The sequence below is a fragment of the Streptomyces sp. NPDC096205 genome, assembly GCF_044763135.1.
Classification (GTDB): domain Bacteria; phylum Actinomycetota; class Actinomycetes; order Streptomycetales; family Streptomycetaceae; genus Streptomyces.
On the sequence record NZ_JBIWFS010000008.1, the window covers coordinates 1 to 20,004 of the forward strand.

Below are 20,004 nucleotides of genomic sequence, written 5' to 3' on the forward strand. Positions count from 1 at the left end.
GCCCGGTTACATTTCGAACCCGGAAGCTAAGCCTTACAGCGCCGATGGTACTGCAGGGGGGACCCTGTGGGAGAGTAGGACGCCGCCGAACAATCTTTGGAAGGACCCCTGGTCACCAGCGTTCAGCTGGGACCAGGGGTCCTTTTGTTTTTACAATGCTTGCAGTACCTAAGACAGGAGTCACCATGTCCACCAACTCTCCCGACGACCGACCGGAGCGCGACCAGCGGCGCCGGGAGGGTGCGGATCGAGGTGACCGCGGGGGCTACCGCGGTGACCGTGGTGACCGCGGCGGGTTCCGCCGTGACGACCGTGGCGACCGTGGTGGGTTCCGGCGCGACGACAGCCGTGGTGACAGCCGTGGTGACAATCGCGGAGACAACCGTGGCGGCGGGTACGGCCGTCGTGACGACCGTGGCGACCGTGGTGGCTTCCGTCGGGACGACAACCGCGGGGACAACCGCGGGGACAACCGTGGCGGGGGCTACGGCCGGCGCGACGACCGCCGGGACGACCGTCGAGACGGGGACCGGGGTGGGTTCCGCCCGTCGTACCAGCGTGACGACCGGGACCGGGACCGTGGGCCGCGTCGTGACGATCGCGACCGGGACCGTGGTGGCTTCCAGCGGCGTGACGACCGCGGGGACCGCCCCGCTTTCCGTCGGGACGACCGCCGCGACGAGCGTCCTGGCTTCCGTCGTGATGACCGGCGCGACGACCGCCGTGACGACCGTCGGGACGACAGCCGTGGTGACAACCGCGGTGGCGGTGGTTACGGCCGTCGTGACGACCGTGGCGACCGCGGTGGGTTCCGTCGGGACGACAGCCGTGGTGACAACCGTGGCGGCGGCTACGGCCGTCGTGACGACCGTGACCGTGGTGGTTTCCAGCGGCGTGACGACCGTGGTGAGCGTCCCGCTTTCCGCCGTGACGACCGGCGCGACGACCGTCGGGACGAGCGGCGCGATGAGCGTCCTCCCTTCCGCCGTGACGATCGCGGGGACCGTCCCGCCTTCCGTCGGGACGACCGCCGCGACGAGCGTCCCCCCTTCCGCCGCGATGACCGCCGCGACGACCGCCGCGATGACCGCCGCGACGATCGGCGTGATGGCGACCGTGGTGGGTTCCGTGGGCGTGACGACCGTCGGGACGAGCGCCGTGACGACCGTCGCGACGGCGACCGTGGTGGGTTCCGTGGCCGCGGTGGAGACGACCGTGGGGGCCGTGGTGGCTTCCGGGGTCGGGACGACCGTGGTGGGCGGCCCGGCGGTGACCGCGGTGGCTTCCGCGGGCGTGGCGGCGACGACCGACGCGGTGGCGACGACCGGCGTGGCGGGGGCCGCTTCCGCGACGAGCGGGACCGCGATCGCGACCGTGAGCCGATCAAGCGGCTGCCGATCCCCGAGGACGTCACCGGCGAGGAGATCGACAAGGACGTCAAGCAGGAGCTCCAGAGCCTGCCCAAGACGCTCGCGGATGACGTCGCCAGGAACCTGGTGATGGTGGCGCGGCTCATCGACGAGGACCCCGAGGGCGCGTACGGGTACTCCCGTGTGGCGCTGCGGCTGGCGTCGAGGGTCGCGGCCGTGCGTGAGGCCGCCGGCTTCGCGGCGTACGCCAACCAGAAGTACAGCGAGGCCCTCGGCGAGTTCCGGGCCGCGCGGCGGATGACCGGCACCGTGGAGCTGTGGCCGGTCATGGCCGACTGCGAGCGCGGGCTCGGCCGGCCGGAGAAGGCGCTGGACATGGCCGGTGCCCCCGAGGTGAACAAGCTCGACAAGGCCGGCCAGGTGGAGATGCGCCTCGTCGCGGCCGGTGCACGGCGGGACATGGACCAGATCGACGCGGCGATCGTGACGCTGCAGAGCCCGGAGCTGGCCTCCAACTCCGTCCAGCCCTGGACCGCGCGGCTGCGGTACGCCTACGCCGACGCGCTGCTCGCGGCCGGTCGTGAGGGCGAGGCACGGGAGTGGTTCGCGAAGGCTGTGGAGGCCGACCGCGACGGCAGCACGGACGCGTCGGACCGGCTGGCGGAGCTGGACGGTGTCGAGTTCGTCGACGCGCTCGACGAGAGTGGTGCGGACGAGGCCCTGAGCAGCGCCGCCCCCGAGGCCGAGGAGAAGCCGGCCGAGGCCGAGGAGAACAAGCCCGTCGTCGAGGGCGATGACGAGATCGGCGACGAGGCCCGCGACGAGGCCCGCGACGAGGACTGACCTCGGCTGAGCGTCGTACACGAAGGGCGGGGTCCCGAGATCGGGGTCCCGCCCTTTTCTTTTGCCCTCTGTGTGCTTCGTACGACGTCAGATGTCGAGTGCCCGCAGGACCAGGCCCGAGGCGGGCTTCGGGCCGAAGGACGTCGACTTGCGGGGCATCGTGACGCCCTGGCGGGCCAGGGCGCGGACGACGTCCTCGCGGACGGGGTGCATGAGGACGGCCGTGCTGCCGGCGCGTTCGGCCTTGGCGACCGTGGCGGCAGTGTCGTGAATGTAGGCGATGCGGGCCGGGTCGTCCTCGGGGATGTGCCAGAGGTGGGCGAGGAGCGTGGAGTGCAGGACCGTCGCGTCGAGCGTGCGCCAGGCGGCGGGGCGGTCGGCGGGGACCGTGCGGTCCAGCAGCGCCGGGTCCGGGCGGTCGATCAGGTGGAAGGCGCCGTCGCCGGCGAGCAGGAAGGCGTTGCCCTCGCAGGCCGCGTCCGCCAGGGTCTCCAGGGCCCCGGGCAGGGGCAGGTCGAGGCGGCGTACGCGGAAATGGCCGTCGAGCGCGGTCAGGGCGTCGGACACCGGCAGGCCGTGCAGGAGGCGGTGGATGGCGCGGACCCGTAGGGGGTAGCGGGCGGTGTCGACCAGGAGGACCAGGCCGAGGTCCCAGGGGCTGGGGGAGGGGTGCTCGGCGCGCAGCCGGCGGTAGGTGGCCCAGCGGTGGTGGCCGTCGGCGATGAGGGCCTGGTGGTGGGCCAGGTCGTGCTGGACGAGGGCCAGGTCGGCCGGATCGGTGACCGACCACAGGCGGTGGCAGTAGCCGTCCTCGGTGGTGGTCGACAGCAGTGGGGGCTGCTCGGCGGTGCGCTCGATGACCTCGGCCGCCGAACCGTTGCCGCGGTAAGTCAGCAGCAGGGGTTCGAGGTTGGCCCAGGTGGCGCGCATCAGCGCGGCGCGGTCGGCGACGACGTGCGGCATGACGTCCTCGTGGGGCAGCACGATGCCCTCGGACGGGTCGGAGACGCGCAGGTTGCCGATCAGGCCGCGCTGGAGCATGCCGTCGGCGTGGCGCTGCTCGTACACGTACAGGGCGGGGTCGGGATCGGCGGTCAGGACGCCCTCGGCGAGCCAGCGGCGCAGGGTGTCGGCGGCCTGCTCGGTACGGGCGCCGACGGTGCCGGCCTGCGGGAGGATCAGCCGGACGATGTTGTACGGGTCCGCGTCCTGGAGGTGGTGCACTCCGTCGGGGCGTACGACGACGTCGTACGGCGGGGACGTGACGGCGGCCAGACTGCCGACCCGGTCGGGGTCGTAGCGCAGGCCTCGGAACGGGGTGAGTTCCAGGCCTCGGGGCGCCGTTGCTTCCGAGTGACCTGCAGTGTTCATCAGGGCATCGTACGTGTCGGACGGGTGTCAGTGGCATGGGGGATGATCGGGGGAAAGGCGAGCGGACGAGGAGCGATGCGGAATGAGCCGGAGTGTCAGGACGAGGCCCGAGGGCAGTGGGCAGACCCTGAGCGAGGCGTACGACACGGCGCTGCTCGACCTGGACGGGGTGGTGTACGCGGGCGGGAGCGCGATCGTGCACGCCGTGGAGTCGCTGGCGGTCGCCCGGGAGGGCGGGATGCGTCTGGCGTACGTCACCAACAACGCGCTGCGGACGCCGGACACCGTGGCCGGGCACCTGACCGAGCTGGGGATACCGACCGGCGCGGAGGACGTCATCACCTCGGCGCAGGCGGTCGCGCGGCTGATCAGTGAGCAGGTGCCGGCGGGGGCGCGTGTGCTGGTGATCGGCGGCGAGGGGCTGCGGGTCGCGCTGCGGGAGCGGGGGCTGGTGCCCGTGGAGAGCGCCGACGACGATCCGGCGGCCGTGGTGCAGGGGTACGGCGGGCCGGACCTGCCGTGGGGGCGGTTCGCGGAGGCGTCGTACGCGGTGGCGCGCGGGGTGCCGTGGTTCGCGTCGAACACCGACCTGACGATTCCCAGCGGGCGGGGGATCGCGCCGGGCAACGGGGCGGCGGTGGAGGTCGTGCGGATAGCGACCGGGGCCGAGCCGCAGGTGGCGGGCAAGCCGCTGCCTCCGATGCACCGGGAGACCATTCTGCGTACGGGTGCCGAGCGGCCGCTGGTCGTCGGGGACCGGCTGGACACCGACATCGAGGGCGCGTTCAACGGCGAGGTGGACTCGCTGCTGGTGCTGACCGGCGTGACGGACGGGGCCCAGCTGCTGGCGGCGCCGCCGCAGCACCGGCCGACGTACGTCGACGCCGACTTGCGCGGGCTGCTGACCGGGCAGCCGGAGGTCGTCGAGGCGGGCGGCGGCTTCCGGTGCGGGGGGTGGACCGCGACGGCGGGTGCCGCGCTGGAGCTGGAGGGTGACGGGGAGGCGTTGGACGGGCTGCGGGCGTTGTGCGCGGCGGCGTGGACGGCGGCCGGGGATGGCTCCTGCGAGCTGGACGGGGGCAAGGCGCTGGCGCGGCTGGGGCTCTGAGGAGCGGTCAGAGGACGTGTGCCGAGTGGTCATCGGTGCGGTCGGAGGACGTGTGCCGGGCGGTCTTCGATGCGGTCGGAGGACGTGTGCCGGGCGGTCTTCGATGCGGTCGGAGGACGTGTGCCGGGCGGTCTTCGATGCGGTCGGAGGACGTGTGCCGAGCGTCCGTCGGTGCGCCCGTGGGTGCGGACGGGCATCGTCCAGGATGGGAGGGTAGGCTAACCTAACCTCCGTGTTGGTCGACAGTCCTCCAGAACCGCGCGCGGAAACCGCCTCCGCGCCTCCCGACCGCCGTGCGATACGCGCCGCCGGGCTTCTCGTCTCCGTCCTGATCCTGGCGTGCGTCGCGGTGGCGAGCCTCGCGATCGGGGCCAAGGAGCTGTCCCTGGGTCAGGTCTGGCACGGCCTGTTCCAGGCGTCCGGGACCTACGGTGACGTCGTTGTCGACGAGAGGCTGGCGCGGACGCTGCTCGGGCTGCTCGCCGGGGCCGCGCTGGGACTGGCCGGGGCCGTGCTGCAGGCGCTCACCCGCAATCCGCTGGCCGACCCCGGACTGCTCGGCATCAACGCCGGTGCGTCCGCGGCGGTGGTCACCGCGATCACCTTCCTCGGGGTGACGAGCCTGCAGGGCTATGTGTGGTTCGCGTTCTTCGGGGCGGCGGCGGTCGGGGCGCTGGTCTGGTTCCTCGGCGGCAGCCGGGGCGCCACTCCCGTGCGGCTCGCGCTCGCCGGCACCGCGCTCAGCGCCGCCCTGTACGGCTATCTGCAGGCCGTGATGATCGTCGACGAGGCGGCGCTGGGCAAGATGCGCTTCTGGACGGTCGGTTCGCTGAGCTCGGCGACCGACGAGACCATCACCCAGGTGCTGCCTTTCATCGCCGCCGGCGTGCTGCTCGCCCTCGGGCTGGCCCGCCCGCTGAACGCCATGGCCATGGGCGACGACACCGCCAAGGCCCTCGGTGCCCACCTGGGCCGCACCCGGGCGCTGTCGATGCTCGCCGCGACCGTGCTGTGCGGGGCCGCGACGGCCGCCTGCGGGCCGATCGTGTTCGTCGGCCTGATGGTGCCGCACGTCGTGCGCTCCTTCACCGGCCCCGACCTGCGCTGGATCCTGCCGTACGCGGCTGTCCTGTCGCCCGTGCTGCTGCTCGGCGCCGATGTCGTCGGCCGTCTCGTGGCCCGTCCCGCCGAGCTCCAGGTCGGCATCGTCACCGCGATCGTCGGCGGCCCGGTCTTCATCTTTCTCGTACGACGGCGGAGGACGGCCCAGCTGTGAGCACCGCAGTGAAGAACCCGCGCGGCACCACCCGGGCCCTGCGCACCCCCGGCGGGCTGTCCGTCCGCCTCGATGTGCGCGCGTTCGTCGTCGTGGCACTGCTGCTGGTGGCCGCGCTGACCGCGAGCGTCCTGCTGATCGGCACGGGCGACTTCCCCATCTCCGCCGGGGACGTCGTCAAGACGCTGGCCGGGAACGGCAACGCGGGCCAGGAGTTCATCGTCAACCAGCTGAGGCTGCCGCGGGTCCTGGTCGGCCTGCTGGTCGGCGCCTCGCTCGGGCTCGGCGGGGCGCTGTTCCAGGCCGTGTCCCGCAACCCGCTGGGCAGCCCGGACGTGCTCGGGCTCGGCCAGGGCGCGACGGCCGGCGCGCTCGTGGTGATCGTCCTGATGTCCGGCAGCGCCGGACAGGTCGCGGCCGGCGCGCTCGTCGGCGGCCTGGTCACGGGCCTCGCCATCTATCTGCTCGCCTGGAAGCGGGGCGTGCACGGCTACCGGCTGGTCCTGGTCGGCATCGGCGTCTCGGCCATCGCCACCGCCGTCAACGGCTATCTGCTCACCAAGGCCGACCTCGTCGACGCCTCCCGGGCGATCTTCTGGATGACCGGATCGCTCAGCGGCCGCGACTGGGAGCAGGTGAAGCCGCTGCTGTGGCTGTGCGCCGTACTCGTCCCGCTCGTTCTCGCCAATGCGCGCGGGCTCAGGATGATGGAGATGGGCGACGACGTGTCCAACGCGCTCGGGGTGCGTGTCGAGCGGGTGCGGATGCTGCTGATGGTGGCCGCCGTGCTGCTCAGCGCGTCCGCCACCGCCGCGGCCGGACCGGTCAGCTTCGTCGCGCTGACCGCGCCGCAGCTCGCCCGGCGCCTGACCCGCTCCCCGGGCCCGAACCTGCTGGCGTCCCTGTGCATGGGAGCCGCCCTGCTGGTCACCGCCGACTGGGGCTCGCAGCGGCTGTTCGGCGCCGACCAGCTGCCGGTGGGCGTGGTCACCGGTGTGCTCGGCGGCGTGTACCTGCTGTGGCTGCTGGTCACCGAGCGCCGGGCGGGGCGGATATGACGCCGGGCATGCGCAAGGCCGCGTACGAGAACACTTCGAGGAGCACTGTGAACCGCCTGTCCGCCGAGAACGTCACCCTCGCCTACGACCAGCGCGTCATCGCCGAGCAGCTGTCGGTGGAGATCCCCGACAACTCCTTCACGGTGATCGTCGGCCCGAACGCGTGTGGCAAGTCGACGCTGCTGCGGGCGCTGTCGCGGATGCTCAAGCCGAGCCAGGGCCGGGTGCTGCTGGACGGGCAGGTCATCCAGTCGATGCCGGCGAAGAAGGTCGCGCGCACCCTCGGCCTGCTGCCCCAGTCGTCCGTGGCGCCCGACGGCATCACGGTCGCCGACCTGGTGGGCCGGGGCCGCTACCCGCACCAGGGCATCCTGCGGCAGTGGTCGGCCGAGGACGAGCGGATCGTCCAGGAGTCCATGGCGCACACCGGGGTCGCCGAGCTGGCCGACCGGTACGTCGACGAGCTGTCCGGCGGCCAGCGACAGCGCGTGTGGATCGCCATGGCGCTCGCCCAGCAGACGCCGCTGCTGCTGCTCGACGAGCCGACGACCTACCTCGACATCCAGCACCAGATCGACGTCCTCGACCTGTGCGCCGAGCTGCACGAGACACAGGGCCGCACCCTGGTCGCCGTACTGCACGACCTCAACCACGCGGCCCGGTACGCCACGCATCTGATCGCCCTGAAGGGCGGCGAGGTCATCGCGCAGGGCGCCCCGAACGACGTCGTCACCGCCGAGCTGGTCGAGGAGGTCTTCTCCCTGCGCTGCCAGGTCATCGACGACCCGGAGACGGGCACACCGCTGGTGGTGCCGGCCGCGCGCAAGGCACGCGCACGCGTGGCGGCGACAACGGCGGCCACAGCGGCGGGGACAGCGGCTAAAGAAGCTTCCTGAGGACCATCAGGTCGCGCAGGCCCGCGTGCAGCTTCACCCGGCCGGAGCCCCAGGCCTTGGCGAAGTGCAGCTCGCCGTCGACCAGGGCGACCAGGTCGTCGCCGGTCATGGCCAGCCGGATCTGGGCCTTGTCCGCGGGCGGGCCCTGGAGGGTGTCCCGGACATGGATACGGCCCTCCGACATCCGTCCCACGAAGGTGGTGTCCAGGTCGGTGATGTGGCAGCTCACCGAGCGGTCCAGCGCGGCGGCCGCACGGACGTCGCCCTCGGCGCTGCCCATGTGCTCCGAGAGCTTCTCGAGTGCGGCACGGCACTCCTCGATCGTCGCCATCGTCACCGACGGTACCGCAGCGATTCGGGGTAGCGTCGGGGCATGAGCGACGCTGTTCCGGAGCCGGACCTCCCCAAGACGGAGCCGGACCTTCCCCGGGCGGAGCCGGATCTCCCCCTGGCGGAGCCGGACCTCCCCGACGAGGACCCCTCCGCCCCGGCCCCCCTCGACGTCCCGCGCACCCCCACCGGCCACGCCGAGGTCGACGCCCAGCTCCAGCGGCTGGCCGACGCCGACCACCTCGCCACGGACGGACATCTGGAGGTGTACGAGGATGTACACCGGGGGCTGCGTGACGCGCTCACCGCGCTCGACGCCCGCCCGGGACCTCCGGCGCCCCCATCGCTGCACGGGAACAACAGGAGCTGAACCGAACGTGGCAGGAGTCGCACGCCGCCGTCTCGACGCCGAGCTGGTCCGCCGGAAGCTGGCGCGCTCGCGCGAGCACGCCAGCCAGCTGATCGCCGCGGGGCGGGTGACCGTCGGCAAGACCGTCGCGACCAAGCCGGCCACCCAGGTGGAGACGGCGGCGGCGATCGTCGTGCAGAGCGACGACAGCGATCCCGAGTACGTGTCCCGGGGTGGGCACAAGCTCGCCGGGGCGCTGGCGGCCTTCGTGCCGCAGGGCCTGGTCGTCGAGGGCCGCCGGGCCCTGGACGCGGGCGCCTCCACCGGCGGCTTCACCGATGTGCTGCTGCGCGCCGGTGCCGCGCACGTCGTCGCTGTCGACGTCGGCTACGGGCAGCTCGCCTGGTCTCTGCAGAGCGATGAACGCGTCACCGTCAAGGACCGTACGAACGTACGCGAGTTGACGCTCGAGGCGATCGACGGAGAGCCGGTGGACCTTGTCGTGGGAGACCTGTCCTTCATTCCGCTCGGACTGGTGCTGCCCGCCCTCGTGAAGTGCGTGCGGGCGGACGCCGATCTGGTGATGATGGTCAAGCCGCAGTTCGAGGTGGGGAAGGAGCGGCTGGGCAGCGGGGGTGTCGTACGGAGTCCGCAGCTGCGGGCGGAGGCCGTGCGGGGCGTGGCCGAGAAGGCGTGGGAGCTGGGGCTCGGGGTGAAGGGCGTGACCGCCAGTCCGCTGCCCGGGCCTTCGGGGAACGTCGAGTACTTTCTGTGGCTGCGGGCCGGTGCCCCCGAACTGGACCCGGCCGATGTTGACCGTGCAGTGGCGGAGGGGCCGCGTTGACACCGAATCGAGCTCGTACTGTTTTCCTGCTGGCCCACACCGGGCGGCCGGCTGCCATCCGCAGCGCCGAGCTCGTGGTCAAGGGGCTGCTGCGGTCCGGGATCGGCGTACGGGTACTGGAGTACGAGGCGCGCGATCTGCCGCTGCCGGACGAGGTGCAGCTGGTCAAGGAGGCGACACCGCAGTGCCTCGATGGGTGCGAGCTGCTGATCGTCCTCGGCGGTGACGGCACCCTGCTGCGCGGGGCGGAGTTCGCGCGGGCGTCCGGCGTGCCGATGCTGGGCGTCAACCTCGGGCGGGTCGGCTTCCTGGCGGAGGCCGAGCGGGACGACCTCGACAAGGTCGTCGACCGGGTGGTGTCGCGGTCGTACGAGGTCGAGGAGCGGATGACCGTCGATGTCGTCGTGCACAGCAACGGCGACATCGTGCACACCGACTGGGCGCTGAACGAGGCGGCCGTGCAGAAGGCGGGCGCGGAGAAGCTGCTCGAGGTCGTGCTGGAGATCGACGGGCGGCCGGTGACGGGGTTCGGGTGCGACGGGATTGTGCTGTCCACGCCGACCGGGTCGACCGCTTATGCCTTCTCCGCCGGGGGGCCTGTGGTGTGGCCCGAGGTGGAGGCGCTGCTGATGGTGCCGATCTCCGCGCACGCGCTGTTCGCGAAGCCGTTGGTGACCTCGCCGGATTCTGTGCTTGCTGTGGAGGTTCTGCCGCACATCCCGCCGGGGGTTCTGTGGTGTGACGGGCGGCGGACCGTGGAGCTGCCGCCCGGCGCTCGGGTGGAGGTGCGGCGGGGGGCCGTGCCGGTGCGGCTGGCTCGGCTGCACCACGCTTCGTTCACGGACCGGCTGGTGGCCAAGTTCGCGCTGCCCGTCTCCGGGTGGCGGGGGGCGCCGCACTAGCCGTCTGTGGGGGTGGTCGCTCTCTCGTCGGCGGCTGCGGATTCGTCGTGGTTGCTCGCGCAGTTCCCCGCGCCCCTGGGGCATACACTCCGGCGGGTGACAAGGGCGCCTCGCACTCCGTGCCGCTTACCTCGTAAGGTCTTCACCGTGCTGGAAGAGATGCGGATACGGTCGCTCGGCGTCATCGACGACGCGGTTGTCGAGCTGTCGCCCGGGTTCACTGCCGTCACCGGTGAGACGGGTGCGGGCAAGACCATGGTGGTCACGAGCCTGGGGCTGTTGCTGGGCGGGCGGGCGGATCCGGCGCTGGTGCGGATCGGGGCCGAGAAGGCGGTCGTGGAGGGGCGGATCGCGCTGGACGCGGACGCCGCCGTGGCCGTGCGGGCCGAGGAGGCCGGGGCCGAGCTCGACGACGGGGCGCTGCTGATCAGCCGTACCGTTTCGGCCGAGGGGCGCTCGCGGGCGCATCTGGGCGGGCGCAGCGTGCCTGTGGGCCTGCTGGCCGAGCTGGCCGACGAGCTGGTGGCCGTGCACGGGCAGACCGATCAGCAGGGGCTGCTGAAGCTGTCCCGGCAGCGGCAGGCGCTCGACCGGTACGCGGGGGACGCGGTCGCTGTGCCGCTCGCCAAGTACGCCGAGGCCTACCGCAGGCTGCGGGCCGTCTCCGCCGAGCTGGAGGAGATCGTCACGCGCGCGCGTGAGCGGGCCCAGGAGGCCGACCTGCTGCGCTACGGCCTCGACGAGATCGCGGGCGTGGAGCCGCGGGCCGGTGAGGACACGGAGCTGGCCGAGGAGGCGGAGCGGCTGGGGCACGCAGAGGCCCTGGCGTCCGCAGCTACGGCCGCGCACGCCGCGCTGGCGGGCAACCCGGAGGACCCGGAGGGCGTCGACGCCGGCACGCTGGTGGCGGGCGCGTACCGGGCGCTGGAGGCCGTACGGTCGCACGACCCGGCGCTGGCGGCGCTCGCCGAGCGGATCGGGGAGATCGGCATTCTGCTGGGCGATGTGGCCGGGGAGCTGGCCGGGTATGCCGACGATCTGGACGCCGATCCGCTGCGGCTGGCCGCGGTGGAGGAGCGGCGGGCCGCGCTGACCGGGCTGACCCGGAAGTACGGCGAGGACATCACTGCCGTGCTGGCGTGGGCCGAGCAGAGTGCCGCGCGGCTGACCGAGCTGGACGGCGACGACGAGCGGATCGGGGAGCTGACCGCCGAGCGGGACGCGCTGCGCGCCGAACTGGGCGGGCTTGCGCAGGCGTTGACGGACGCGCGCACGGAGGCCGCGGAGCGGTTCGCGGCCGCGGTGACGGCGGAGCTGGCCTCGCTGGCCATGCCGCACGCGCGGGTGTCCTTCGACATCCGGCAGACCGAGGACCCGGACGGGGTGGAGGTCGGCGGGCGTACCGTCGCCTACGGGCCGGCCGGTGCCGACGAGGTCGAGCTGCTGCTGGCCCCGCACCCGGGGGCGCCGGCGCGGCCCATCGCCAAGGGCGCGTCGGGCGGTGAGCTGTCGCGCGTGATGCTGGCCGTGGAGGTCGTGTTCGCGGGGACGGACCCGGTGCCGACGTATCTTTTCGACGAAGTGGACGCCGGTGTCGGCGGCAAGGCGGCCGTGGAGATCGGGCGGCGGCTGGCGAAGCTGGCCCGGACCGCGCAGGTCGTGGTCGTCACCCATCTGCCGCAGGTGGCCGCGTTCGCCGACCGGCAGCTGCTGGTCGAGAAGACCAACGACGGGTCGGTGACCCGGTCCGGTGTGAAGGTGCTGGAGGGCGAGGACCGGGTCCGGGAGCTGTCGCGGATGCTGGCCGGGCAGGAGGACTCGGAGACGGCCCGGGCGCATGCCGAGGAGCTTCTGGCCACGGCTCGGGCGGATGCCGGGTAGACCCCGGTCGTTCACCCGTGTGGGTGAGGTTCCGGGGGGTCTCGGCCTGGGTTCCTGACGTCGCCGTCCCCGGAACACCCGTACGTCCTGGCATCCTTGGCCGTGTCTGTCCGTCCCCGAATCAGGAGCCCCGGCCACGTGAGCCACGTGAGCAGCCAGTCAGCGCCCGGACAGTCGCCGCTTCGCACCGTGCAGGTGCTCGGTGGCGGCAACGCCCGCAGCAGCGCGCATGTGCGGTCCCTGGCGTCCGGGCTCGTCGCGAGGGGCGTGCGTGTCACGGTGTGCGCCCCCTTCGAGGCCGCTCACACCTACGACTTCGCCGGGGCCGGCGCCGACCATGTGCACATCCCGCGCAGCAGCGACCCGGCGTCCGTGGCCGCGCTGCGGGCGGCCTGCGCGGATGCCGACCTGGTGCACGCGCACGGGCTGCACGCCTCGTTCCGGGCGGTGCTCGCGCTCAGCGGGCGGCGCACCCCGCTGGTGGTGACCTGGCACGGGCGGGCGCAGGCCGAGGGGGCGCGCGCTCACTTCCTGCGTCTGCTGGAGCGGCGGGTGGTGAAGACCGCCTCGGTGGTGCTCGGCACGACCTCCGACCTGGTGGACCGGGCCCGTTCGACCGGCGCCCGGGACGCACGCCTGGCCGCGGTCGCGCTGGCCGGGCGGCGTACGGTGGTCGACCGTGACGAGTCGCACCGGCCCAAGCTGCGGGCCGAACTCGGCGCAACCGGGCGGCCGTTGCTGCTCGCGGTCGGCTCCCTGGACCGGCACCGCGGTTACGAGGTGCTGCTGGACGCGGCCCGCGCCTGGCGCACGCTGGACCCGGTGCCGCTGGTGGTGATCGCCGGCGAGGGCCCGCTGCGGCCGCTGCTGCAGGGGCGGATCGAGGGCGAGGGGCTCGCGGTGCGGCTGCTGGGCCGCCGCGACGACGTGCCCGAACTGCTCGCGGCCGCCGATGTGGCGCTGCTGCCGAGCAGTTGGGAGTCGCGCTCGGTGTTCGCCGAGGAGGCCCTGCACGCGCGTGTGCCGCTCGTCGCCACCGACGTCGGCGGCGTCCCCGACCTCGTCGGTGACGCGGCCGAACTCGTGCCCTACGGCGACGCGGACGCACTCGCCCGGGCCGTCACCGGCCTCCTCGCCGACCCCGAGCGCCGCGAGGAGCTGCGGGAGCGGGGCGTACGGCAGGCGGCGACCTGGCCGACGGAGGACGAGACGGTGGCGCAAGTGCTCAGCGTGTACGACGAGTTGACGCAGGCCCGGCCTCTGATCTAGGGCCTGTCCTCCGGATCATGCCGGTGTCGGAGGACAGGCCCTAGCCCACATGCCGCCTTGCCCTCAGCGCCAGGCTCAGCGCCAGCACCGTCTGCGGGTCGTCGAGGTCGGTGCCCAGCAGCTCGCCGATGCGGGCGAGGCGGTTGTAGAGGGTCTGCCGGTTGAGGTGCAGCTCGCGGGCCGTCTCCGCCTTGCGGCCCGCGTGGGCGAGGTAGGTCTCCAGGGTGGGCAGCAGCGGAGGCTTGGAGCGGCGGTCGTGGTCGTGGAGGGGGCCGATGGCCCGCTCCACGAAGGCGGCCAGGTCGGGATGGTCGCGCAGCCGCCACAGCAGCAGGTCGATGTCGAGGCGGCGGGCGTCGTACCAGGGCCGGTCGGCGAGGCCCTGCGCGGCGGCGGCGGTCTCCGCCGCGTGCCGCAGCCCCGCGGAGGCCGCTGCCCAGCCGCCGGCGACTCCGACGACGACCACCGGAGGCCGGGCACCGGGGCGTTGCATCCCGGCCCGCTCCGCGCCCGCCCGCAGCGCGGCCGCCACCCGGTCGGCGACCGCGGCCCGCTCCGACTCGGTGCGCAGCCCCAGCAGCAGCGGCACCCGGCCCTCCACCGGACGCACGCCCAGCAGCACCGGCACCCCCACCGAGGCCAGCTCCTCGGCGACCGCGCGGGCCAGTACGGCCCAGCCGCCGCCGGGGGAGAGGGTGTCGCCGAGCCGCATCACCACGGGGAGCAGCGGTCCGGTGCCGGGCTTGAAGCCGAGGACGCGGGCCTGCGCGGGGGCGTCGTCGGCGGCGATCCGCCCCTCGGCGAGGTCGGTGAGGAAGTCGCCGCGTCCGCGCGCGGCCAGCTCCTCCTCCTGGCGGGCCTGCATCAGCACCACGGCCAGTATTCCGGCGGCCCGTTCGGCGGCGATCCGGTGCACCGGCGCGAGCGGGGCGCGCACCGGCAGCAGGACCAGCCGGGCGCGTACGGACCCGGTGCCGGGGCCGCCGCCGGGCACGTCCACCAGCACCGAACCGGCGGGCGGGGGCACGTCCCCCCGCTGGCCGCGCAGCCCCTCCCACACCTGGAGCGGATCGGTGCCCTCGGGCCCGGCCCCGGCGGCGTACAGCAGACGGCCGTCGTAGGTCTCCAGGAAGACCGGGTTGTCGCCGAAGTCGGCCAGGATGCCGAGGACTTGAGGCACTCCGCCGCCGCCGAGGAGGGCCTGGGTGCAGCGGCGGTGCACCTCCTCGGCGCGTTGCAGCAGGGCGTAGTGGCCGTTGACGATCTCGGTGTGGACCTCCTCCGTGACGGTCACGAAGGGCACCTCGCGGTGCAGTTGGACCAGCGGAAGCCCTGCCGCGCGGGCCGTCTCGATCAGGGCGGCGGGCAATCGGCTGAAACGCGGCCCGAGTTCGACGACGAGCGCGGCGATGCCCCGCTCGGCCAGCGTCCGCACGAACGCGCGCTGTTCGGCGGGGCGGGTGCCGAGGCCGTAGCCGGTGGTCAGCAGCAGTTCGCCGCCCTTGAGGAGGGAGGCGATGTTCGGCACCTCGCCCGCGTGTACCCACCGCACGGTCCGCTGCAGCCGGTCGGCGCCCGCGAGGACCTCGGGCAGACCGCTGCGCAGCCCGGGCAGCTCCAGCGCCCGCTGGACGGTGATGCCCGCGCCCTGGGTGTCGAATCGGTGGTCCGTGCGGCTTTCCATGCAGCGGACGCTACCCGCGCGCAGGTTCCGGCGACATCTCCGCGCGGTTACGGCGACGATCACCGCGCCCCGCCGGTCGGCAATGCGTCGCCCCCGGCGCCCAATTGCACGACCGCGTGTCTGTTGTGGCGTGCGTCACTAGGGCGAAACACTGTCGCATCCGCAGGGGGATCCCTGTGTGATCTTCGGATTTCGTTGTGACTGCACTCCGAAAATGAGGAGAGGGGCGGGAATGGCAGAAACTCCCACGCGAGAGGTCCATCGGCTCAAGGCGAATTCCGTGGGCCTGGTGGGTGTCGTCTTCATGGCGGTGGCGACCGCCGCGCCGATCACCGCCATGACCGGCAACCTGCCCATCGCGGTCGGCTTCGGCAACGGCACGGGCGCCCCGGCCGGCTATCTCTTCGCCACGCTCGTGCTGACGGTGTTCTCCGTCGGCTATGTCGCCATGGCCCGCCGCATCACCGCCGCGGGCGCCTTCTACGGCTACATCTCGCACGGCCTCGGCCGCATCGCCGGCATGGCGTCGGGGATGCTCGCCGTGCTGGCGTACATCGTGTTCGAGGCGTCCATCGTGGGCGTCTTCGCCTACTTCACCAAGACCACGGTGCACGACCAGCTCGGCGTCGACCTGCCCTGGGTGCTCTACGCGGCCGCGATGCTGCTGGTCACCGCGGTGCTGGCGTTCTTCGACATCAACCTCACCGCCAAGGCCCTCGGCGTGATGCTGATCGCCGAGATCGCCGTGCTCTTCGCCGTCGCCACCGCCGTACTGCTGCAAGGAGGCGGCCCCGACGGCATCCCCGTCGAGCCGATCAACCCCAAGAACGCCTTCACCGGCGCCTCCGCCGGACTCGGGCTGTTCTTCGCCTTCTGGTCGTGGGTCGGCTTCGAGTCGACCGCGATGTACGGCGAGGAGTCCCGCGACCCCAAGCGGGTCATCCCGCGCGCCACTCTCATCTCGGTGGTCGGCGTCGGCCTCTTCTACATCTACGTCTCCTGGATGACCATCGCCGGCAACGGCCTCGACGGCGCGGTCAAGGTCTCCTCGGGCACGAGCCCCCTCGACCTGTTCTTCGACCCGGCGCACACCTTCATCGGCGCCTGGGCCGTCGACGCCTTCCAGTGGCTGCTGATCACCGGCTCGTTCGCCTGCGGGATGGCCTTCCACCAGTGCGCGGCCCGCTATCTGTACGCCATCGGCCGCGAGGGCTTCCTGCACCCCGCCCTCGGCCGCACCCACCCCAAGCACGGGTCGCCGTACATCGCCTCCTTCGTGCAGTCGTGCATCGCGGTCGCGCTCGTCGTGGGCTTCTGGCTGAGCGGCCAGGACCCCTACATCCACCTGTACACGCTGCTGGCGATCCTCGGCACGATGGCGATCCTCATCGTGCAGACCCTGTGCTCCTTCGCCGTCATCGGCTACTTCCGCCGCAACCACCCCGAGGACCGGCACTGGTTCCGCACCTTCACCGCCCCGCTGCTCGGCGGGATCGGCATGACCGCGGTGGTGGTGCTGCTGGTGATCAACATGGACACCGCGGCCGGTGCGGCGGCCGACTCCTTCTTCTTCAAGGCCATCCCCTGGATCGTCGGCCTTGTCTTCTTCGGCGGCCTCGGCCTCGGCCTGTATCTGCGGGCCCGGCGGCCGGAGCGCTACGAGATCATCGGCCGGATCGTCCTGGAGGACGCGGCCGAACGCACGGACGACGACGTCACCGAAGCCCACGCCAACGCGTGACGCCGTCGAGGAATCCCGAGAGGAATCCCCAGAGGAAGCCCACGCCCGACGTCCGAGGAGCAGTCCTGTGTCCCGTACGCACTCCATGCACCTCCTGCGTTCCCTCGCCGCCGACCACGCGGCCGCCCACCGGCTCGGCGTGCCCGTCGCCGAGGCCCGTATGCGCCGCCGGTCGGTCCTGAAGGGCGCCGCCGCACTGGCCGCCACCGCCACGGTGAGCGCCGCCCCGCGCGCCGCCGCCGCGGGCGCACCCCGTATCGCGGTCGTCGGCGCCGGCATCGCCGGACTGACCGCCGCCCTGACCCTGCACGACGCCGGTTACGCCTGCACCCTGTACGAGGCCCACCCCGACCGGGTCGGCGGCCGTATGTACAGCCAGCGTGACCACTGGGCCTGGGGCCAGACCTCCGAGATCGGCGGCGAGCTGATCGACACCAGCCACAAGAAGATGCTGGAACTGTGCCGCCGCTTCTCCCTGCCCGTCGAGGACTTCCTCGGCGGCGGGCCCAACGGGGCCGAGGAAGTCCTGTGGTTCAACGGCTCGTACTACCCGCGCGAGCAGGCCGACGAGGACTTCAACGCCGTCTACCAGGCCCTGCACCGCGACCTGCAGGAGGCCGGCGAGGTCAAGTGGAACCGGACCACACCCACCGGCACCGCACTCGACAACATGTCCCTGTACGACTGGATCGAGTCACGCGTGCCGGGCGGCCACGCCTCGCCGCTCGGCCGGTGGTTCGACGTCGCCTACAACGTCGAGTACGGCGCCGACACCACCGACCAGTCCTCGCTGGCCCTGGTGCTGCTGATGGGCTACCAGACCAATCCCGGCAACTTCAACATCTGGGGTCTGTCCAACGAGCGCTACCACGTCGTCGGCGGCAACGACCGGCTCCCGCACGCCATCGCCGACTTCCTGCCCGACGGCACCGTCCGCCACGGCTGGTCGCTGAACGCGGTGCGGGCCAACAGCGACGGCACCCAGACGCTCACCTTCACCGAATCGGGCGTCACCCGTACGGTGACCGCCGATCACACGATCCTGTGCGTGCCGCTGCCGATCCTGAAGCAACTCGACCTGAGCCGGGCCGGGTTCGACCCCCGGATGACCAACCTGATCCGCGACGCCCGGATGGGGTACTGCACCAAGCTCAACATGCAGTTCTCCAGCCGACCCTGGCGCGGCACCGGTACCTGGCCGGGCGTCTCGGCGGGCGACTGCTTCACCGACCGCCGCGTCCAGCAGACCTGGGACACCACCAAGGTCCAGCCCGGCACCGGCGGCATCCTCATCCAGTACCACGGCGGCACCCTCGCCAAGTCCCTCGCCCCGGCAGGGCCGTTCAGCTTCGAGAGCGATCCCTACGTGGCGAAGCTGGCGTCGGCCTACACCAAGGACATCGACGCCTTCTTCCCCGGCACCTCGGCCGCCTTCACCGGCCGCGCCCAGCTGTCGGCCTGGCACCTCAACCCGTACGCCCAGGGCGCCTACTCCTACTGGCCGGTGGGCTACCTCCACCGCTACGCCGGCTACGAGGGCACCCCGCAGGGCAACATCCACATCGGCGGCGAGCACTGCTCCTACGACTTCCAGGGCTTCATGGAAGGCGGCGCCACCGAGGGCGAGCGTGCCGCGCGGGAGGTGATCGCCGCCGTCTGACGGGCTCTACGCCGGCTTGATGTTGTGGTTGAAGCGGAAGACGTTGTCCGGGTCGTACTTCCGCTTCAGCTCGCCCAGCCGCCGGGCGTTGTCGGCGCCGACCCCGGCCACCACCCGGTCGGCGCCCTCGTCGCCGATGAAGTTGAGATACACCGCCCCGGTGCTCCAGGGGCGGGCGTCGGCGCGTACGTCGTGCACCCACTGCACGGCCCGTTCGTCGTCCGCCGGGTCCTCCCACAGCCCGAAGGGATGCACGCCCCAGGGCGCGTCCCGGTAGGGCACCGGATACTCGTGCGGCCCCTCGGCGATCGCGCCGCCCAGCGGGAACAGCGCGTGCATGCTGCCGGTCGGCACGGGCATGGAGGCGGCCCGGGCGCAGTAGAGGTCCAGGTAGGCGTCCGGAGCGCCGGTCAGGTACTCCGCCGACCAGTAGTTACGGAACCCCGGCGGGTCGTCGATCATGCACTGGACATCGGCGTACGGCATCGCCCCGACGATCTCCGACTCGTGCGGCAGCGCCAGCAGCGGCTCGGCGATCTTGCGCATCTCGGCCTCGGGCCCGGCGTACGTCAGCAGGACACCGCAGAGCAGCGTGCCGACCAGGTGCGGGGGGACGAACTCCTCGGGCGGGCCGGTGAAGTAGATCAGGGCGCCGCTCGCCTCGTTCGGGCCGGCGGCGATCACATCGCGGTAGGTGCGTGCCGCCTCGGGGCCGTTCTCCGGCAGGTACAGCAGCAGGGCGATGGAGAAGTCGGGCAGTTCGTGCAGCCTCAGCGTGAGGGCGGTGGCCACGCCGAAGTTGCCGCCGCCACCGTGCAGGCCCCAGAACAGCTCCGGGTTCTCGTCGGCGCTCGCCCGGACCCGCTCGCCGTCGGCGGTGACCAGCTCCACGCCCAGCAGGTTGTCGACCGCGAGCCCGCACCAGCGGTCCAGCCAGCCGCTGCCGCCGCCCAGCACGAACCCGCCGACTCCGGTGGTGGAGGCCCTGCCGCCGGTGGTGGCCAGGTGGTAGGGCTCGGTGGCGCGGTCCAGGTCGCTCATCGTGGCCCCGCCCGCGACCCGTACCGCCTCCGCGCCGGGATGGACGGTGACCGCCCGCATATGGCGCAGGTCCACCACCAGGCCGTTGTCGTTGAGCGCCGAGCCCGCCACGCTGTGGCCGCCGCCGCGCACGGCGATGTTCAGGTCCAGCTCCCGACCGAAGCGGACGGCCCGCACGACGTCGTCCTCGTCCACGCACTGCGCGATCACGGCCGGCCGTTTGTCGACCATCGAGTTGAACACGACCCGGGCCTCGTCGTAGCCCGCGTCGCCGGGGGCGAACACATCGCCCGACAGATCCTCGCGCAGCGCGGTCAGGGCCGCGCCCGCCTTCGAGAGGGAAGCCATGGCCGCCCCCTTTCCAGGAAGGGGGATTGATGC

The 20,004-nt window shown here is 72.6% G+C and carries 17 protein-coding genes and 1 rRNA gene; 14 read left to right on the plus strand and 4 right to left on the minus strand.

Translation table 11 applies throughout. From position 1 onward, the window contains the following. The 3 genes from rrf to ACIQ6Y_RS27315 form a co-directional block, all read left to right on the plus strand. Positions 1–91: ribosomal RNA gene (gene rrf, locus ACIQ6Y_RS27305) — 5S ribosomal RNA — on the plus strand; the annotation flags it as partial. A 182-nt stretch (positions 92–273) separates the two neighbouring features. Then, entirely contained in the window at positions 274–1,500 is a 1,227-nt protein-coding gene (locus ACIQ6Y_RS27310; RefSeq protein ID WP_404043351.1) for a hypothetical protein, read from the plus strand. Continuing rightward, a complete protein-coding gene (locus ACIQ6Y_RS27315) occupies positions 1,392–2,213 on the plus strand; it encodes a hypothetical protein (protein ID WP_404043353.1) in 822 nt (273 codons plus the stop codon). The genes ACIQ6Y_RS27310 and ACIQ6Y_RS27315 overlap by 109 nt, the downstream gene beginning before the upstream one ends. An 87-nt stretch (positions 2,214–2,300) precedes the next feature. Here the strand turns inward: ACIQ6Y_RS27315 and ACIQ6Y_RS27320 are convergent, their stop codons facing one another. Further along, entirely contained in the window at positions 2,301–3,584 is a 1,284-nt protein-coding gene (locus ACIQ6Y_RS27320; protein WP_404042657.1) for a DUF1015 domain-containing protein, read from the minus strand. Positions 3,585–3,666: 82 nt separating this feature from the next. Between ACIQ6Y_RS27320 and ACIQ6Y_RS27325 the strand changes: the two genes are divergently transcribed. The 4 genes from ACIQ6Y_RS27325 (at position 3,667) to ACIQ6Y_RS27340 (ending at position 7,922) form a co-directional block, all read left to right on the plus strand. Then, on the plus strand, positions 3,667–4,692 hold the full coding sequence (locus ACIQ6Y_RS27325; protein ID WP_404042658.1) for an HAD hydrolase-like protein: 1,026 nt from the start codon (positions 3,667–3,669) through the stop codon (positions 4,690–4,692). A gap of 232 nt (positions 4,693–4,924) precedes the next feature. Beyond that, complete coding sequence (locus ACIQ6Y_RS27330; protein WP_404042659.1) at positions 4,925–5,968, plus strand: FecCD family ABC transporter permease; 1,044 nt, start codon at positions 4,925–4,927, stop codon at positions 5,966–5,968. Continuing rightward, on the plus strand, positions 5,965–7,026 hold the full coding sequence (locus tag ACIQ6Y_RS27335; protein ID WP_404042660.1) for a FecCD family ABC transporter permease: 1,062 nt from the start codon (positions 5,965–5,967) through the stop codon (positions 7,024–7,026). Before ACIQ6Y_RS27330 ends, ACIQ6Y_RS27335 begins: the two co-directional genes overlap by 4 nt. Further along, the gene (locus ACIQ6Y_RS27340) at positions 7,023–7,922 is read left to right on the plus strand and encodes an ABC transporter ATP-binding protein (protein ID WP_404042661.1); all 900 of its coding nucleotides are present in this window, start codon (positions 7,023–7,025) and stop codon (positions 7,920–7,922) included. Before ACIQ6Y_RS27335 ends, ACIQ6Y_RS27340 begins: the two co-directional genes overlap by 4 nt. Here ACIQ6Y_RS27340 and ACIQ6Y_RS27345 read toward each other — a convergent pair. After that, positions 7,906–8,253: an SCP2 sterol-binding domain-containing protein gene (locus ACIQ6Y_RS27345; RefSeq protein ID WP_404042662.1), complete on the minus strand. Its 348-nt coding sequence runs from the start codon at positions 8,251–8,253 to the stop codon at positions 7,906–7,908. The two genes, ACIQ6Y_RS27340 and ACIQ6Y_RS27345, sit on opposite strands and share 17 nt — an antisense overlap. A 42-nt stretch (positions 8,254–8,295) precedes the next feature. Between ACIQ6Y_RS27345 and ACIQ6Y_RS27350 the strand changes: the two genes are divergently transcribed. From ACIQ6Y_RS27350 to ACIQ6Y_RS27370, 5 genes are all read left to right on the plus strand, one after another. After that, positions 8,296–8,622 (plus strand): hypothetical protein, encoded by a 327-nt coding sequence (locus tag ACIQ6Y_RS27350; protein ID WP_404042663.1) that lies wholly within the window; start codon positions 8,296–8,298, stop codon positions 8,620–8,622. A 7-nt stretch (positions 8,623–8,629) separates the two neighbouring features. Further along, positions 8,630–9,445: a hemolysin gene (locus ACIQ6Y_RS27355; protein ID WP_404042664.1), complete on the plus strand. Its 816-nt coding sequence runs from the start codon at positions 8,630–8,632 to the stop codon at positions 9,443–9,445. Further along, positions 9,442–10,347, plus strand: coding sequence for an NAD kinase (locus ACIQ6Y_RS27360; protein ID WP_404042665.1), 906 nt, complete (start codon positions 9,442–9,444; stop codon positions 10,345–10,347). Before ACIQ6Y_RS27355 ends, ACIQ6Y_RS27360 begins: the two co-directional genes overlap by 4 nt. 159 nt (positions 10,348–10,506) lie before the next feature. Then, complete coding sequence (recN, locus tag ACIQ6Y_RS27365; protein WP_404043355.1) at positions 10,507–12,228, plus strand: DNA repair protein RecN; 1,722 nt, start codon at positions 10,507–10,509, stop codon at positions 12,226–12,228. A gap of 138 nt (positions 12,229–12,366) precedes the next feature. Then, positions 12,367–13,497 carry a glycosyltransferase family 4 protein gene (locus ACIQ6Y_RS27370; RefSeq protein ID WP_404042666.1) on the plus strand — a complete coding sequence of 377 codons (1,131 nt, stop codon included), beginning with the start codon at positions 12,367–12,369 and terminating at the stop codon, positions 13,495–13,497. A gap of 40 nt (positions 13,498–13,537) precedes the next feature. Here ACIQ6Y_RS27370 and ACIQ6Y_RS27375 read toward each other — a convergent pair whose 3' ends face one another. After that, complete coding sequence (locus tag ACIQ6Y_RS27375) at positions 13,538–15,181, minus strand: PucR family transcriptional regulator (RefSeq protein WP_404042667.1); 1,644 nt, start codon at positions 15,179–15,181, stop codon at positions 13,538–13,540. A 232-nt stretch (positions 15,182–15,413) separates the two neighbouring features. Here ACIQ6Y_RS27375 and ACIQ6Y_RS27380 point away from each other — a divergent pair, with 232 nt between their 5' ends. Together ACIQ6Y_RS27380 and ACIQ6Y_RS27385 are read left to right on the plus strand one after the other, a co-directional pair. Further along, the gene (locus ACIQ6Y_RS27380; RefSeq protein ID WP_404042668.1) at positions 15,414–16,922 is read left to right on the plus strand and encodes an APC family permease; all 1,509 of its coding nucleotides are present in this window, start codon (positions 15,414–15,416) and stop codon (positions 16,920–16,922) included. 67 nt (positions 16,923–16,989) lie between these two features. After that, a complete protein-coding gene (locus tag ACIQ6Y_RS27385) occupies positions 16,990–18,582 on the plus strand; it encodes a flavin monoamine oxidase family protein (RefSeq protein ID WP_404042669.1) in 1,593 nt (530 codons plus the stop codon). A gap of 6 nt (positions 18,583–18,588) precedes the next feature. Here ACIQ6Y_RS27385 and ACIQ6Y_RS27390 read toward each other — a convergent pair whose 3' ends face one another. Then, positions 18,589–19,971, minus strand: a complete 1,383-nt coding sequence (locus ACIQ6Y_RS27390; RefSeq protein ID WP_404042670.1) for an FAD-binding protein — start codon at positions 19,969–19,971, stop codon at positions 18,589–18,591. Positions 19,972–20,004: the final 33 nt, after the last annotated feature.